The organism is Tenacibaculum sp. E3R01 (genome assembly GCF_003318185.1).
Lineage (GTDB): Bacteria > Bacteroidota > Bacteroidia > Flavobacteriales > Flavobacteriaceae > Polaribacter > Polaribacter halocynthiae.
Window position 1 is genome coordinate 134,992 of record NZ_QOCC01000014.1, and the last position, 18,003, is coordinate 152,994.

At 29.1% G+C, this 18,003-nt stretch carries 14 protein-coding genes; 7 read left to right on the forward strand and 7 right to left on the reverse strand.

Going from position 1 to position 18,003, the window contains the following annotated elements; translation table 11 throughout:
• Positions 1-14: 14 nt before the first annotated feature.
• Complete coding sequence (locus tag DS884_RS03455) at positions 15-1,286, forward strand: replication-associated recombination protein A (protein WP_113785794.1); 1,272 nt, start codon at positions 15-17, stop codon at positions 1,284-1,286.
• A gap of 12 nt (positions 1,287-1,298) precedes the next feature.
• On the opposite strand, the gene DS884_RS03460 is transcribed toward DS884_RS03455, so the two are convergent.
• The 4 genes from DS884_RS03460 to DS884_RS03475 are packed head-to-tail and all read right to left on the reverse strand — an operon-like array spanning position 1,299 to position 4,683.
• Positions 1,299-2,036, reverse strand: a complete 738-nt coding sequence (locus DS884_RS03460; protein WP_113785795.1) for a hypothetical protein — start codon at positions 2,034-2,036, stop codon at positions 1,299-1,301.
• Positions 2,036-3,415, reverse strand: a complete 1,380-nt coding sequence (locus DS884_RS03465; protein ID WP_113785796.1) for a DUF5723 family protein — start codon at positions 3,413-3,415, stop codon at positions 2,036-2,038. The genes DS884_RS03460 and DS884_RS03465 overlap by 1 nt, the downstream gene beginning before the upstream one ends.
• Entirely contained in the window at positions 3,415-3,966 is a 552-nt protein-coding gene (locus DS884_RS03470; RefSeq protein WP_147239364.1) for a hypothetical protein, read from the reverse strand. The genes DS884_RS03465 and DS884_RS03470 overlap by 1 nt, the downstream gene beginning before the upstream one ends.
• 36 nt (positions 3,967-4,002) lie before the next feature.
• Positions 4,003-4,683: a YjjG family noncanonical pyrimidine nucleotidase gene (locus DS884_RS03475; protein ID WP_113785798.1), complete on the reverse strand. Its 681-nt coding sequence runs from the start codon at positions 4,681-4,683 to the stop codon at positions 4,003-4,005.
• A 64-nt stretch (positions 4,684-4,747) separates the two neighbouring features.
• Here DS884_RS03475 and DS884_RS03480 point away from each other — a divergent pair, with 64 nt between their 5' ends.
• Entirely contained in the window at positions 4,748-5,875 is a 1,128-nt protein-coding gene (locus DS884_RS03480; protein ID WP_113785799.1) for a glycosyltransferase family 4 protein, read from the forward strand.
• Positions 5,872-7,137 carry a polysaccharide biosynthesis C-terminal domain-containing protein gene (locus DS884_RS03485; protein WP_113785800.1) on the forward strand — a complete coding sequence of 422 codons (1,266 nt, stop codon included), beginning with the start codon at positions 5,872-5,874 and terminating at the stop codon, positions 7,135-7,137. Before DS884_RS03480 ends, DS884_RS03485 begins: the two co-directional genes overlap by 4 nt.
• Here DS884_RS03485 and DS884_RS03490 read toward each other — a convergent pair.
• The 3 genes from DS884_RS03490 to radC are packed head-to-tail and all read right to left on the reverse strand — an operon-like array spanning position 7,127 to position 10,059.
• The gene (locus DS884_RS03490) at positions 7,127-8,032 is read right to left on the reverse strand and encodes a hypothetical protein (protein WP_113785801.1); all 906 of its coding nucleotides are present in this window, start codon (positions 8,030-8,032) and stop codon (positions 7,127-7,129) included. The genes DS884_RS03485 and DS884_RS03490 overlap by 11 nt on opposite strands.
• Positions 8,032-9,336: a polysaccharide deacetylase family protein gene (locus DS884_RS03495; RefSeq protein ID WP_113785802.1), complete on the reverse strand. Its 1,305-nt coding sequence runs from the start codon at positions 9,334-9,336 to the stop codon at positions 8,032-8,034. The genes DS884_RS03490 and DS884_RS03495 overlap by 1 nt, the downstream gene beginning before the upstream one ends.
• A gap of 36 nt (positions 9,337-9,372) precedes the next feature.
• A complete protein-coding gene (radC, locus tag DS884_RS03500) occupies positions 9,373-10,059 on the reverse strand; it encodes a RadC family protein (protein ID WP_113785803.1) in 687 nt (228 codons plus the stop codon).
• A gap of 96 nt (positions 10,060-10,155) precedes the next feature.
• Between radC and trkA the strand changes: the two genes are divergently transcribed.
• The 4 genes from trkA to DS884_RS03520 all read left to right on the forward strand — a co-directional run bounded on the left by trkA (position 10,156) and on the right by DS884_RS03520 (position 17,993).
• The gene (gene trkA / locus DS884_RS03505) at positions 10,156-11,502 is read left to right on the forward strand and encodes a Trk system potassium transporter TrkA (RefSeq protein ID WP_093870608.1); all 1,347 of its coding nucleotides are present in this window, start codon (positions 10,156-10,158) and stop codon (positions 11,500-11,502) included.
• Positions 11,502-13,001 carry a TrkH family potassium uptake protein gene (locus DS884_RS03510; protein WP_093870607.1) on the forward strand — a complete coding sequence of 500 codons (1,500 nt, stop codon included), beginning with the start codon at positions 11,502-11,504 and terminating at the stop codon, positions 12,999-13,001. The genes trkA and DS884_RS03510 overlap by 1 nt, the downstream gene beginning before the upstream one ends.
• A gap of 485 nt (positions 13,002-13,486) precedes the next feature.
• The gene (locus DS884_RS03515; protein WP_113785804.1) at positions 13,487-14,068 is read left to right on the forward strand and encodes a phage tail protein; all 582 of its coding nucleotides are present in this window, start codon (positions 13,487-13,489) and stop codon (positions 14,066-14,068) included.
• A gap of 112 nt (positions 14,069-14,180) precedes the next feature.
• A complete protein-coding gene (locus tag DS884_RS03520; protein WP_113785805.1) occupies positions 14,181-17,993 on the forward strand; it encodes an Ig-like domain-containing protein in 3,813 nt (1,270 codons plus the stop codon).
• Positions 17,994-18,003 lie beyond the last annotated feature (10 nt).

Sequence of the window (18,003 nt, forward strand, 5' to 3'; positions counted from 1 at the left end):
AGGAAACTTCTATAATGATCCAGCCTTTAGCAGAACGCATAAGACCAAAATCACTGAATGATTACATCAGCCAACAACATTTAGTAGGTAAACAAGGTATTTTAACTAACCATATAAAACAAGGAATAATACCTTCTTTAATTCTATGGGGACCTCCAGGAATTGGAAAAACTACTCTAGCAAATATTATAGCTAATGAATCTGGAAGGCCTTTTTATACCTTAAGCGCTATTAGTTCTGGGGTTAAAGATGTACGTGAAGTAATTGAAAAAGCAAAAAAAAGTGGTGGTCTATTCACTCAAAAAAATCCTATTCTATTTATTGATGAAATTCATCGTTTTAGTAAATCTCAACAAGACTCTTTGTTAGCTGCTGTAGAAAAAGGTTGGGTTACCCTTATTGGAGCAACTACTGAAAACCCTAGCTTTGAAGTTATACCTGCCCTATTATCAAGATGTCAAGTTTATATTTTAAATTCATTTGATAAAGATGATTTAATTTCATTATTAAAAAGAGCGATGGTAGAAGATGATCTCATTTCTAGTAAAGAAATTACCCTTAAAGAGACGGATGCTTTATTACAAGTTTCTGGAGGAGATGCAAGAAAACTATTAAACATATTTGAATTACTCGTTGCTGCAGAAGATAAAATTGAGATTACAAATGAATTAGTTTTAAAAAACATTCAAAAAAACACTGCTAAATACGATAAAACAGGGGAACAACATTATGACATTATTTCAGCATTTATAAAATCAATCAGAGGTAGTGATCCAAATGCCGCTGTTTATTGGCTAGCAAGAATGATAGAAGGTGGTGAAGATGTAAAGTTTATTGCTCGTAGATTATTAATACTTGCATCAGAAGATATAGGAAACGCAAACCCAACTGCCTTAATTTTAGCTAACAATACTTTTCAAGCTGTTTCAATTATAGGAAACCCTGAGTCTCGAATTATTTTAAGTCAATGTGCAGTATACTTAGCCAACTCGACTAAAAGTAATGCTTCATATATGGCTATTGGTGAAGCTCAAAACTTAGTTAAGACAACTGGTGACTTATCTGTTCCTTTACATTTAAGAAATGCTCCAACTAAGTTAATGAAAGATTTAAATTATGGTAAAGATTATCAGTACTCCCATAACTATCAAGGAAACTTTGTAAACCAAGAATTTTTACCTGATGAAATAAAAGGCACTAAATTATATGAACCTGGTAATAATTCTCGTGAAAATCAATTTAGAGAATTATTAAAACAACGTTGGAAGGACAAGTATAAATATTAGAAAACTCTAACCTTAAAACTTAATCGAATAGTGTTTAACTACTTTAGTAGTATCTTCATAGTACTCAACTATCCATTTGTCTTTATTTTTAAATAGAATACCTTTTTTATTTTTTAAAACAAAAACATCCTTAACACTCGTATTTAAAATTTCATAAACCCTTTCAGGTTTTGTATTCACTAATTGAAAACCATTATTTATAGGCTGGGCATATAAAACGTTATTTTCAATATTTATTGTTTTAACTGCATCAACAACTTTTACTTCTTTAACAATTGGAGTTACTACTTCTTTTTTAGAAATATCTACTACCTTAATTGCTTCAGAATTGTATTTGTATTTTAAAGCTTGAACAGACTTAAAAGCATCTCTGATAGCTTCATGATATCCCTTTTTATAATCTTTTAACTTGCTCTTCCCTACTTTTGAAGAAAACACAATATTATTATAACAATCTTTTAACTGAACAATACTCTTAACAGTAAACATTCCTGAATCATCTTTAATAGTACCTGTTAATGCTAAACACCTGTTATCTCCTAATTCTTTAGGTAGTTTCTCATTATCTAAGAAAACAGTAAAACCATATTTTTTGAATAAAAATTTTGTCAAGGAATTCGCTTTGTACTGATCTTCTTTTTTTAAAAAATCAAACCTAGTAGGAACTATTACATATTTGTAATTATTCACCTTTTTTTGACAAAATACTGTTGTTGTTACTAAAAATAAAACAAAAAATACTTTTTTCATTACTTAAAAATTAAATTTACTCCAACTTGAAATGAAGCTTGATTAGCATCAGCAATATCGGTAATTTTAAACAAATTATCTACCATTCCAAATACATTAACTTTTCCTAATTTTGCAGAAAGCCCTACTCCTAAATTACTATAAGAAAAATCATCAATAGTATATGTTACTTTACCTTTTATGCTTTCAAATAGTCTTTTTTCAAGAAAACCTGTTAAAGCAAACTTAGGTCCATTTGGCCTTATAACAGAAAAAATCTGAGCACCAATAGCATTATCAAAATAGTCATTATATGATATATCATGGCAATTTTCTTCTCTTCTAGATTTACCCCAACTATGTTTAATAGAACTATTAAATTTTATAGGTCTTGCTACTGTATATGACTCTTTATTTTCTGCTCTTGGAACTTGTTGTCTAAACTCATTGTCTATATCTCCCCAATAATCAGGATTTGTAGCATCGTATTGAAATTCAATTCCAGAAAAAACAAAATCACCTATCATTGTTCCATTTCTTACATCTTGAGAATAACTGATAAATCCTAAATCTAGTAAACTTGCAGTGATTTCTGTTTGATCATTTAGTTTATAAGTAAATCCAATATCTACTCCTAATCCTAAATTTCCTCCAAAGAAAGTTCTACCTAATAATGTACCAGCAGAAAGATTTGATTCATTATTCTCATCATAAATACCAGAACTATTTCCTGATATATTTATATTATTTAAATAATGAGAATAAATATTATTTTGCCCTAATCTAGTTGTAAAGCTTCCAGTATTACCAGTAGAAGTTACATTTACTGCTCCAGAATAAATTTTCAATCTAGTACCAACTGTTAGTTTTTTATTTAAGGTTCTTGAAATACCAAAATGTAAAACCCCAATAAACTCAGCTTTTACAGATGCTTGAGATAACAAAAAACTTCTATTTACATTTGAAGCATTTCCTTCGTTTATTAAACTCAAAATATCTTTAGGTATAGTAGCAAAAGCATCCATTTCAGTATAAAAACCTGCTGTAATATAATCTCTTTCATTTAATTTATACCCTCCATTTAAAACTTCTATTTGAGAATTTACTTGTATATAGTCATTCTCTGATAGTTTATTAAGAGCATTTCTATATTTAGTAGTAAAATCAACACCGTCATTTCTAAATACATCAGCTAAAGTAACACCTGTTATACCAACATTGGCTGATATATTTGACATTAATGGAATTCCAACATGGTACTTATAATTTGTTACTGCCCCTGGGTTTAGTAATAATGTTTGAGGGATTTCATCAAAACCGTACAAGATTTGTTTGTTTTGACCATAAGAATTAGACATAACTCCAAAAAGAGTTATTAAAATAATTAATAACTTTTTCATTAGTTTATTTTAAAATAAAAGGTTCCTGCTGATTTAAAAGTAAAAACTTTACGCTCGTTGATATTTATAATAGACCCATCAGAACTTGGAAGCAATTCTAATATTACTTCTATCCTTTTAGAGTTTAAAATACTGTTATTAACACTCAAGTCAATTTCTTCTTTATATTTATAATTTAGAGTATTTTCAGGAACAGCTACTTGTCGTAATCTAAATGTTTCAGTACCTGCACCATCCAAAAACCTAAAATCTACTGTAAATCTTCTATTAAAAGGATTGTCAATTTCAAAATCAACATCTATCTTTACTAAATCGTCAGTTACAGAATTTTCAAAAACGAAAAAATTCGAAGTATCAGTTATGCGTGTAATTTCTGTACCTGTTGGGCTTACAAAAGTAGTTTGCTCCAATTTTGTATACGCCAATGAAGCTACAAATGTTGGTGATATTTCAAAATTCTGTGCTTGATCAAAATCTAAATCTTTTACACAAGATGTAAAAAAAATAAGTAATGCACAGCTAATAACTTTAAACAAACTTTGTTTCATCATAATTAGTATAGTAGGTTAAACTTCAACGTTATTTTTTTATAAATATTGCTTTAAATCTAATAATGAACTAACACTAGTTACATCATTTCCTTTGGATTTTTCTTCAGTAAAATGTATTGCATTCATCCCTGTATTCAATGCTCCGATTATATCAGCTTCATAACTATCTCCAATCATAATAGACTCTTGTGGTAAAGCTTCTGCTTCAGATAAAGCAAATTCAAAAACTTTAGGATTTGGTTTTTTAACACCAACACTTTCTGAAGTTACAATGATATCAAAATATTTAGAAATACCTGATTTTTTCATCTTTAATTGTTGAACTTCTTCAAAGCCATTAGTTATAATATGTAATTGATATTGTTTTTTTAAATATTCTAACGTTTCAATTGTTCCTTCAAACAAATGACTAAAGTTTGGTAAATATTTAATATAATCTTCTGCTATTAAATTAATCAATTCATCAGTAATCACATAATTTAAAGCATCAAAAGTATCTTTGAGTCTTTTATATCTCAAACTAGATTTTGAAATTTTTTCATCTCTATATAATCTCCAGTAACTAAAATTTATAGGAGAATATATTTTAATAAACTCTGTAAAATCAAGGGTTATACTTTGTTCTTTAAATATTTGCTTAAAAGTTAACTCAGAATTTTTTTCAAAATCCCATAATGTATGATCTAAATCAAAAAAAAGATGCTTAATATTCGTCATGCTTCAAATTTAAAGGGTTTTATGATTAAAAAAACTATTTTAGCATAAATTTTACTGTAAAATTTTGACAAAAAGTAAACTTCATATCCTTTTTTTATGTGGATGGTACCCCTCAAGGGTTCTGCCTAATAATGGTGATTTTATTCAGCGACATGCAGAAGCTGTGAGCTTAAAACATCAAGTTTCTGTTTTACACATTATTTCAGACGCATCTCTAAATAAAAATATTGAAATTTTCTCAGAATCAATTAATGAAATTCACACACAAATAGCTTATATAAAACCCAGTAAAAATCCTATTATAAAAATAATTCGATATTATAATGCTTTCATAATTTTATTAAAGAGAATTGGTACTTTTGACATAGTACACCTCAACAAACTATTTCCTTTCGGAATATTAGCATTGTATTTAAAATGGGTTAAAAAAAAGCAGTTTGTTATTTCTGAGCATTGGACAGGCTATCATATGCCTTTGGCAAAAAAAATTTCAAATATTGAATTATTTTTATCTAAAATTATAGCAAAACAGGCCTCTTATATTTGTCCAGTTTCTGATGATTTAAAACATTCAATGTTAAACTTAAATTTAATAGGAAAGTATCTAAAAGTACCTAATGTAGTTAATACTAATTTATTTTTCCCATTAAAAATAGCAACTAAACAATTTACTATTGTTCATATTTCAAACATGCTCGATTCACATAAAAATGTGTCAGGTATTATAAAAACCATCACTGAATTAAATAAGACGGTTACTGACTTCAAATTAATTTTAATTGGAGAAAATTCTTTAAAATATAAAGATCTAGCTGATAAATTAAAAATTAGTCATAAAATAGATTTTATTGATCATATTCCTCATTTTAAGGTTATAAACTACATACAACAAGCTGACGTTTTTGTATTATTCAGCAACTATGAAAACTTACCATGCGTTATTCTGGAAAGTTTTGCTTGTGCTACTCCAGTAATTAGTACAAATGTTGGTGGTATTTCTGAGTATTTCCCCAATAAATTCGGATTTTTAATTGAACCAAAAAACGAAGATCAATTACTAGAAAAATTAATATATATATACCGTTTTCCAAAAAACAATACAGAAAAAATGTATAAATATGCTCAAGAAAACTTCAGTAATAACAGTATTGCTAATCAATTCTCTAAACTATATGAAAAAGCATTAAATTGAATTTAATTAAAACCTACATACAAAATTTTTTAAATCGTTCAGGGGGGTATATATTCACTGCCACTATTACAGCACGAATATTCTCTTTTTTAACTTCATGGATCGCTTTACAGTTAATACCAAACAAAGAGCTAGGTTTAGTATTATTTTCTTGGAATATTATTACTTTTTTAATTCCATTTATAGGTTTTGGATTGCATCAAAGTTATATTCGTTATGGAGCACTAACAAATAATAACAAAGACAAAGAATTCCTCCTCAATTATGTATTAAAAAAAGGTGTTATTGCTTCTGGAGTTCTTTCAATTATAATTACTTCTATAGGTTTTTTGTTTCCTTTTAAATTATTTAAAACAGGACATTACCTAAGTATTTTTTCTTTAATTTTCATTCCTCTCTTTTTATTTGAAGTCATTAAAATAAAAGCACGTTTGGAACATAGAAATAAAGTAGTTGCTTATTGCGAAATCATATACAATTCACTTTTAATAGTTACTGTAAGTTTATTTTGCTACTTTTTTCAAGAGAATGGATATATCACTGCCTTAATAACTACACCTATCATTACTGTTTTTGTATTCCGAAAAGAAATAAATATTCAATTAAAAACAAGAATAGAAAAACCTTCTTTTATTAATAAAGAGTTTTGGAAATACGGTTTTTTTGGAGGGTTAGCTAATGTAGCTACCATGTTACTTTTTGCTATTGATATTTTATTAGTTGGTTATCTTTTAGAAGAACCAGAAAGCATTACTGCTTATAGATATATATCCTTAATACCTTTTAGTATTTTATTTTTACCTAGAGTTTTTATTACTACAGACTTTGTTTCTTTTACTGAAAAAATCACTCAAAAAAAATACATTTATAACTATATAAAAAGTTATATGTTATTATTTTCAGTCATTAGTATAGGTTTTGTTATCTTTTTTCATCTTTTTGATGAAATAACTTTAACTTTTTTTGATGCAAGTTTTACTCAATACAGGGAGAGTTTTTTTATTTTGAATATAGGTGTATGTGGAATTTTGATATTTAGAGGTCTTTTTGGTAACCTTTTATCTTCTATTGGAAAAATAAAAGCAAACTATTATATAACTTTAACTGCACTATGTATAAATATAATTTCTAATTATTATTTAATACCCAAATTAGGTATTAAAGGAGCAGCAATAACTTCAGCCTTATTAATGTGGTTTACAGGAATAACTTCCTTTCTTACTTTTGTTTATTATTATAAAAGAAACAATTTCACCGTTTAAAAAACTTAATAAATTTGGATAAGTCATTATAATACAATTGTATATATTTCTCATCAACTGCACCAAAACTTTTATAATAATTAGCAATGTTTTTCATAGAAGAACCTCCAAAATCAAAAACATCAAAATTTCTTGAATATTTATAGATTGCTCTATCGTTCATAAATGTATTAGCCCCATTTTTCCGATTTTTAAAATCAGAAGAACAAACCAATTCAGTTACTCTTTTTTTATGTTTTAAAAAAAAAGCTCCAGAAACAATTCTATTATCCATATCATAAACAGTTAAAAGCTCACCTACTTTTTTACGAATACAAACCTGCATTAATGATAGTAATCTATCATAATCTTTTTCAGAAATTTTTTTTACACGTTTACCTACGTTTTCTTTAAATAAGTTAATTAAAACTGTTGGGCAATCACTCCAACATTCGTTTAAGTCATGAATCACAGCTTTTTTTAATTCTCTTTTTCTATTTCTATTGTAATTAGTATAAATAATCTCATAATCTTGTTTTAACGATAAAACTTGTATTCTTCTTTCTTGTTGAAAAACAGAAAACATGCTAAACGAATTCATGTAATTCAAACGTAATTCGACAAACTTAAAGTTTTCAAAGAGTTCTATTAAAAACTCATTTTCATCTTCAACCTCTTTTGAATATATGCCTAATTGAATTAACCAAAAAGGTGGATAAACATACTTAATAAAAGCTTTTTTTCTAAAAGGCAATGGCATTACAGCCTCATAATCATTCAACACTAAAACACTCCAATCATCAGCTATTATATCTAAATACCAAGAAAACCCGAATACATTTGATTGTAGAGAATTGATAATACAATCATTATACTTTTCTATCTCTAGATCTTTTCTCTTTACGAATGAAATCATTAAGCTTTTACTATTTTTAACATAGAATCATACAACCTACTCCACCCTCTCCAACGTTGATACCCACTTAAACTTTCATTATGAAACAATGTTATAAAAACACCATTTACTCTTTTTACTTCATTTTTTAAATCTCTAATTTTACCTAGAGCTTGTTTCGGAGTTAATTTCATATAATCATTTAACGTAGTATCCATAACAGCAAAAGGAAAAACTTTTAATGGTGTTTGTATTTCAAAATCAATATCGTAAAAATAAAATGGTGTACAAGTACTTGCTCTAAATCCTGCATGGCTTGCATATCCCATTGAATAATCTTCCTCTATTTCTAAATCAATTAGTTTCTGGTAAGTATCAGGCAATGAAAAACGTAAATAATGTTGCCTTGATCGTTTAATAGGCATATTGGTTATAGCTTCCAATCGTTCTTTTTCTTTTTTTAGCATCGCTAAATCATTCATTGTATAATAGGAAGGATGCAAACCTACTCTTGCATAGTCTACCATGTTTTTAATTAATAATTTAAATTTAGTTTTTGAAGCAGAAACATTAGTGTCAAATGTTGTATAATCTGCTATTAAAAAAAAGAAAAGCGTTCTTATATCGTGTTGTTTTTTTAAATCAATAATTTTCTGAAATGTATCAAATGGATCTTTTTTAATATTAAAACGAATACTAAACCTATCCCATAAATTAAAAACTTTTAACTGATATGCATCTTTAAAAAAACCACCTACAGTTCTAACAAAACTTTTATGTTTATATGCAAAAGCATTATCAACGTCAATTGTAGAAATGAAACTATATTTTCTTGAACTATATTCATATTCAGGAAAACGTTGTTTTAATTCTTCTAAAAACATGTACGACCAAATATCAATAAGTGGTTTTTCTAAAAACTTATATTTAAAAGCTATACTTTCTGCTGCTTCAAACCGTCCATGTTTATCTTTTATATGAGGTAAATATTCTTCATAACGAGTAATTAAATAAAAGCTTGCTGAAAATATATCAAAAGGTATATTTGATTTGTCTCCTTGTAAGAAAAAACAAGGAACTCCTTTCCATTTTTGCATGTGTATTTCTACATCTCTTATTCCTTGCTGAAAAAGTAAATCGTGACTTTTAATAAAAAATTCTTTTCCTAATGCTACTTTAGTGTATGAAAATTTAGGTCCATTATGTGCTACAAATTCTTCAACTTTATTTGTAAAACTTATAGGTATTTGTAATACACGGGTTATGATGTGTTTAAAAGTATATCTAACCCTAGGAGTAATCTTATGCGTATAAATTAAAAGCATTTTTATAATTTTATAAGTAGCAAAGTTTTAAGTTTTTTATAAAACTCCCTCATCTGCAAAGCTAAAATACGCTTTTTCAGTAATTATTAAATGATCTAATAATTTTAAGTCTAATGTAAAAGTTGCTTTCTTTATTTTTTTTGTTAATTCAATATCTGAAGCGCTTGGTATTAATTTACCTGACGGATGATTATGACACAATATTAACCCAACGGCAAAAAGTTCCAATGCTTTTTTAAATATAATTCGAACATCAACTAAAGTAGCAGTTAACCCACCTTTGCTTATTTGATGGTTTGCTAAAATTTTATTTGAATTATTTAAATACAACACCCAAAACTCTTCGTGTTCCAAATCTCCTATTATAGGTTGCATTATTTTTGCAACATCAAATGAAGATGTTATTTTACTTATTTGTTGTTTTTTTTCAAATTGTTTTCTTTTACCAAATTCTAATGCAGTAACAATAGTTGTAGCTTTTGCTTCCCCTATTCCTTTAAAGTGCATTAACTCTTCAATGGATAATTTTGATAAATTATTGAGATTATTCCCTACTGATTGTAATATTCTTTTAGATAAATCTACTGCGCTTTCTTCTCTATTACCAGAACTTATTAATATCGCAATAAGCTCAGCATCTGATAATGTATTTTTTCCTTTTAACAATAGTTTTTCACGAGGTCTATCATCTTGAGACCAAGATTTTATAGCTAATTTTTTCATTGTGCAATTTTTCTTTTTAATGATAAATATAAATCATTTTTTGCACAACCCAACCAAGCACAGTATCTTTGTACTCTATCTTTTTTAATTTTAAATATGAAGATTATCATAGCCGGGGCTGGAGACGTAGGTTTTCATTTGGCTAAATTACTTTCTTATGAGTCTCAAGATACTTATGTAATCGATTTTGACGGAGACAAACTTAATTACATCAATAATCATTTAGATGTTATTACCAAAAAAGGTGATGCTACTTCTATTAAATTACTGAAAGAGATTGGTATTAACTCTGCAGATCTTTTATTAGCTGTAACTGAAAGTCAAAATACAAATTTTACAATCTCTGTTATTGGTAAAGCCTTAGGCGTTAAAAAAACTATTGCTAGAATAAACAACCCAGAATTTTTAAATAATGATGTTATCAACTTTAAAGATTATGGTGTAGACTTTATGATTTCTCCTGAGGAGTTGGCTGCTAAAGAAATTAAACTTCTTTTAAATCAATCTTCTTTTAATGACACAGTAGCTTTTGAAAATGGTGTTTTCAATATCATGGGAACAACTTTAGGTTATAAGTCTCCTATTTTAGATTTAACAGTTAAAGAAGTTAAAGAGAAATATTGCCTAGTTGATTTTATTACTATTGCCATAAAAAGAGAAGGAATAGCACAAACTATTATTCCTCGTGGTGATACTGTATATAAAATGAATGATCAAGTTTATTTTTCTGTACCCAGCTATAGTATTGAAAAGTTACATCCTATTATAGGAAAAGAACATGTTGATATTAATAATGTAATGATTCTTGGTGGTAGTAGTATTGGAGAAAAAACAGCAAGGAATTTATGTATTGATAATTTTAAAGTAAAATTAATTGAGCGTAAAAAAGAAAAAGCTTTACAATTAGCTGAAAATCTTAGAAACACACTTGTTATTAATGGAGATGGAAGAGATTTAGAACTCCTTGAAGAAGAAAACATTCGAGAAATGGATGCTTTTGTTGCTGTTACTGGTGATTCTGAAACAAATATCATGTCTTGTTTAGTAGCTAAATCAAAAGGAGTAAAAAAGACAGTGGCTTTAGTTGAAAATATGGATTATATCAATATTTCTCAAACTATTGGTATTGACACACTAATTAATAAAAAATTAATTGCGGCTAGTAATATTTTTCGCCATATCCGTAAAGGTGAAATTTTAGCATTAGCTAATTTACATAATATTGATGCGGAAGTTTTTGAATTTGAAGTTCAACCAAATGCAAGAGTTACAAGAAAAGTAGTAAAAGAGCTACGTTTCCCTAGAGAAGCCATTATTGGAGGTGTAATTAGAGATGGAAAAGCGTTAATGTCTTTTGGTGATTTTCAACTAAAAAGTGGTGACAAAGCTATTGTGTTTTGTTTACCAGAAGCAATATCAATTGTAGAAGATTTATTCAACTAATGGAAAATCTTAACTTTAAACTTATTTATCGTTTTTTAGGTATAACTGCTGTTTTAAATGGCTTGTTTATGTGGCTTGCCATCCCTTTTAGCTTATACCATAATGAAAATGCTGTTTTAGGAATTTTAAATGCAGGAATAATAACCGTTGCAATTGGGCTTTTACTTTTTTTCTTTAACAAGCCTAATTCAAAAAAAATTCAAAAAAAAGAAGGATATCTAATTGTTACTTTAGGATGGTTAACATTGTCATGTACTGGAATGCTTCCTTACTTATTATCTGGTGCTATTTCGTCAATTCCTGATGCTTTTTTTGAAACTATTTCTGGGTATTCAACAACTGGATCTTCCATATTAACAGACATTGAATCTATGCCAAAAGGAATTCTTTTTTGGCGAAGTGCAACACATTGGATTGGTGGTATGGGAATTATAGTACTTACCATAGCTATTCTTCCGCTATTGGGTATAGGAGGAATGCAATTATTTATGGCTGAAGCTCCTGGTCCTTCTGCTGATAAATTACACCCTAGAATAACTGATACAGCTAAACGCTTGTGGTTAATTTATGTTCTTTTAACATTTGTTGAATTTATATTATTAAAAGTTGCTGGTATGACTTGGTTTGATGCTATCAATCATGCCATGGCTACTGTAAGTACTGGAGGTTTTTCAACAAAGAACTCTAGTGTAGCTTATTATAATAACATGCCTATAATACAATACATTATAGCTATATTTATGTTTATAGCTGGTACTAACTTTGTACTTACTTATTTTGCCTTAAAAGGAAAAATTCAAAAAGTTTTACAAAACGAAGAATTCAAATATTATTTATTTAGTGTAATAGGTATTTCAACAATTATTGCAGTAACTATCATCTTTTTTCAAGATCATAATTTAAATACTAGTATTGAACACCCAATGGTATTTGGAAAAGTAGAAAGTGCTTTTCGCCATTCATTTTTCTCTGTTATTTCAGTAATTACAACTACAGGTTTTGTAACTGCCGATTTTACCATGTGGAACTTCTTTATTACGGCAATATTCTTTTCGTTATTTTTCTTAGGAGGATCAGCAGGATCAACTTCTGGTGGTGTAAAAATAGTACGTCATATTATTCTACTTAAAAGTAGCTTTTTAGAATTTAAAAAATCATTACACCCAAATGCCATTATACCTGTTCGTTATGATGGTAAAGCAGTTAGTCAGACCATTGTATTCAACATTCTATCTTTCTTTGTTTTATACATGCTAATTTTTATTCTAGGAACAGTTATTCTAGCATTTTTAGGCTTAGATATTAAATCTGCCTTAGGTGCTTGTGCTTCTTCTTTGGGGAACATAGGGCCTGCTATTGGCTCTGTTAGCCCTGTTGATAATTTTTCTCATTTATCAGTTGGTGCAAAATGGTTCTGTTCATTTTTAATGCTTATTGGTCGTTTAGAACTTTTTACAGTTTTAATATTATTAACTCCTTTTTTCTGGAGAAAAAACTAATACGCCTTTCCCTTTTTATTAATATCATTCAACTCTTTTATTAATTGTTATTCAATAACATGGAGCTTAAACCTCAATAAATATAAGATATTTTTATAAATTAAATACTTTCTTAATTCCTTATAATAACACAGAAATAGTTTAATGTTATACAACTTCACAAAAAAGAGCTCAAACTTCACAAAAAATAAAAATTTGCTTTGAAAATTTCTTCCTTTACTTAAAGCAAAAAACATGAAATCACACATATTCCAAAAAATAATACACTTACGCCTCAATAAATATCACTTAGGTCTTATTTGCAAAAATTAGAAAAGTCTATTCCTACATTTGAGATAAGAAAACTAAATAACTCACTTTAAATAAGACTCTTAAAATCTATACCTTTTTGTATGGATTATGATTAGCAGGACAACCTATTATAATTTGTCTCTGTATGGTATTAACAATTTTAAATTAAATATTAACTACTAAATTTTATTATTATGGATCCATTTTTAGGACAAATCGTATTATTCGGAGGAAATTTTGCTCCAAGAGGTTGGGCTTTATGTGAAGGTCAATTATTACCCATAGCACAAAACTCTGCTTTATTTTCTATTTTAGGAACAATTTATGGAGGAGATGGAAGAACAACATTTGCATTACCAGATTTACGTGGTAGAGCTGCAATTAGTTCAGGTCGTGGACCAGGATTATCTGATCGTAGATTAGGATCAAGAAGTGGTCAAGAAATTGTTACCTTAAATTTAACAAACTTACCAAATCATAGTCATAATGCTACTTTTACACAAACATCAGGAGTTTCAACTACACCAGCTGTAGCTGATGAAGCTAATACTGATGAACCAACAAATAACAAACCTGCTATTCCAAACATTGCAGGAACAAACAGAGCATATAGTAATGCTACATCTGATGCTAACTTAGCAAATGGTACTGCAACAATTACTGGAACAGTTCAAGTTCTTCCTACTGGAGGGCAACAACCCTTTAATAATATGCAACCATACCTAACTACAAACTATATCATAGCTTTACAAGGAGTTTTTCCTTCTAGAAATTAAATCCTTAAGATTAAGGGTAAAAAGAGGAAGGTTAATAATACTATTAATTTTCCTCTTATTTTTAATGTTAAAAATCACTATATTAGCTCAATAACCAAAATACAACTATAAAATGAAACAAAATTATTTTTCAAAACCTTTGAAAATAATGCTGTATCTAGCTTTATTTTTTATCAACATAAATGCATTCTCTCAAGCAACAGTTTTAACTGAAGGAGATATTGCCTTTACTCGAATTAATATGGATGATGAATCATTTTCATTTGTCCTTTTAGTACCTATCACAAATACGACTCAATTTGTAATAACTGATGAAGCATGGAATAGTACTAATTTATTAGCAAATGAATCATCAATTCAATTTACTGCAACTTCTTCATTTGTAGCTGGAGAAGAAATATCAATATCTGCAACATCTCTAGGTTTTACGACAACAGGTTCAGGGACTGCAACCATTACAAGCATTGGTACTATTCACCCTAACGTTGGTAATATGCTGGGGTCTGCAGGTGATCAACTTTTTATATATCAATCTACTGGTTCACCTGGTCCTAACGATTTTATTACAGGTATTAATGCAAATGGAGGTGTATCGGGCTCTTCAGGGAATGCATGGAGTCTTTCAACAAGTTCTTCACACTCATATTTACCTAGTGGATTGACAAACGGAACAGATGCAGTCGGTATATTCCCTATCGGGGGTTCTCAAAGTGAAGTTGATAACGCAAGATACAAATCAACAGCTTTAAGAACAGGTGATAAAGCTACTGTTTTAGCTGCAATTATGAATTTAACTAATTGGGAATATCACAATGATAATGTACAAGCGCCTGTTGGAACATCTTTTACTATAACAGGAGGAAACACAGCTCCAGTAATAGCAGGTACGTCTGCAGGTCAAACGGTAAATGATAATGCTACAGTATCTCCTTTTTCTGCTATAACAACTACAGATGCAGACGGAGATAATCTTTCAGCTACTATTACTTTAGATACTAATGCTAAAGGTGTTTTATCTGGAACTGGATTAACTGGTACTGGTCCTTATGCTATTGCTAGTACTTCACCTGCTGACTTGCAAGCAAAACTTAGAGCTTTATCTTTTAATCCTACTGATAATAGAACAAGTACATCTGAAACAACTACTTTTACTGTAGTTATAAATGATAATACAGATACAGATACTAACAATACAACTACAGTAATTTCAAATGCAGTAGCACCAACTGTTACAAGTATAAGTTCTTCAACTGCCAATGGTACCTATAAAGTTGGCGATAATGTAATAGTTACCGTTACTTTCTCTGAAATAGTTACTGTTACTGGTACTCCTCAAATAACCTTAGAAACTGGAACTACAGATAGAACTGTAAATTACAACGGAACTGGTAGTGGAACAAATACGATACAGTTTACGTATACTGTTCAAGCTGGGGATTTAAGTGCTGATTTAGATTATGTTGCTACAAATTCATTAACTGCTGGTACTAGTATTCAAGATTCTGGTAGTAAAGATGCTACCTTAACTTTACCTAGCCCTGGAGCTGCAAATTCTTTAGGTGCTAATAAAGCATTAGTTATTGATGGAGTTGTTCCTACTGTAACGAGTGTAAGTTCTTCAACAGCTAATGGAACTTATAAAGCTGGAGATAATATTATAGTTACTGTTACTTTCTCAGAAGTTGTTACTGTTACTGGAACACCTCAAATAACTTTAGAAACTGGAACTACCGATAGAACTGTAAACTATGATGGAACTGGTAGTGGAACCAATACTTTACAATTTACATATACTGTTCAAGCTGGTGATGTAAGTGCTGATTTAGATTATGTAGCTACAAATTCATTAACTGCCGGTACAAGTATTCAAGATGCTTCTGGGAATAATGCTTCTTTAACATTAGCTACTCCTGGTGCTGCTAACTCATTAGGTGCTAATAAAGCAATTGTTATTGATGGAGTTACTCCTAATTTAACATCCTCTAATCCAGCAGATGATGCTACTGGAGTTGTTATTTCGCAAAATATAGTATTAACATTTAATGAAAACATTAGCAAAGGTACTGGTAACATACTTATCAAAAAATCATTAGACAATAGTACTGTTGAAACGATAGACGTTACAACTGCTTCTGTTACTGTAAGTACGAATACTGCCACAATTAATCCTAGTTCTGATTTTGATTTAAATACTGGGTATTATATTCAAATAGCTAATACAGCTTTTAAAGATGCAGCTAATAATAATTATGCTGGTATTTCTGATGCTACTTCTTTGAACTTTACATCAGAATCAAATCAAACAAATGCATATGCTGTTGCTAGCGGAAATTGGTCTGTACCAAGTAACTGGTCATTAGGTAGGCTACCTATTAGTACTGATAATGTTAATGTAGGCACAAATACTATTAATTTAGATGTTAGTAATGTTACCATAAACGATTTAAGTATAAGTATCGGTGGATCTTTTAATATATTAAGCGGTCAATCTATTACAGTTGAAGGAAACCTTAACCAAAATGGTACATTAAACATATTATCTAACGCTTCTAACAATGGTTCTTTAATTGTTAAAGGAAACCATACGGGAATTAGCAATGTTGATTATCACCGATATTTATCTACCAATTGGCATTTAGTTGCTTCTCCAATTTCTGGTAAAAACATTAATGATTTTTCAGGAAATGTAAGTACTAGTGGTAACAAATATGCTATTGCTCCTTATGTAAATAATGTTGTAAGCGCTTCTCGTTGGAATCACTACACTACAGCAGCTGGATCAAATGATATTGCAAGTGCAGGAACATTTACTGTTGGTAAGGGGTATTCAATACAAAAAAGTACAGGTGGTACCTTAAATTTTTCAGGTACTCTAAATACTACTGACAAAACTTTCCTAATTACGGATGGTGGTGATAATCCAGCAGGAAACAGATGGAATTTAGTAGGTAACCCATTTACTGCATCATTACATGCTAGTAATGCAGCTGATGCTACTAATAACTTTTTGAAAGTAAACATTGATGCTGGTAACCTTGATCCTTCAAGAGCTGGTTTATACTTATGGAACGGTTCAGCTTATGTAGAAAAAACTGTTGATGATGCTGCTTTTTATATTGCACCAGGACAAGCATTTTTTGTTCATGCTCCTGATGCAGGTGGAACTTCTGTAAGCTTTACGGAAGCTATGGAAACACATCAAACTGGTAATGTATTTTTAAAAGGTAACTCTGTAAGTTATCCTGAGATAATTTTAAATGTAACTGAAGATAAAAACACATCTTCAACAAAAATTAGATACATAGAAAACAAAACTAAAGGTTTAGATCCAGGATCAGATGTTGGTACTTTTACAGGTACAAACGCTACCTTTAAAACATTTACTCATTTAGTTAGTGATAGTAAAGGTATTGATTTTGCTATTCAAGCTTTACCAAATAAAGATTATGAAAACATAGTTGTTCCTATTGGTTTAAAAGCTAAAGCTGGAAAATCGATAGAAATCTCTGCTAAAGGTACTAATTTACCTAGCGGTATTGACATGTATTTAGAAGATAGAACAAACAATGTTTTTACTAATTTATCTAAAGAAAACTACACTATTACCCTTAAAAGTGATGCTGAAGGTATAGGTCAATTTTATATTCACACAACTTCTCAAAAGTTAGGTACTAGTGATACTAATCAATTATTAGAAAACGTAAGTATATACAAGTCTTCTAAAAATGAATTAACAGTAGCTGGATTACAATCAGAAAAAGCTTCTTTAACTGTTTACTCTATACTTGGTAAAAAAATTACTACTAAAAAATTCAGAACTAATGGTGTTTCAACTATTTCCCTTCCTGAAATTGCATCAGGAGTATATGTAGTAGAGTTATCAACTGAATTAGGAAAGTTAAGTAAGAAAATTATAGTTCAATAATTAAAAAGTA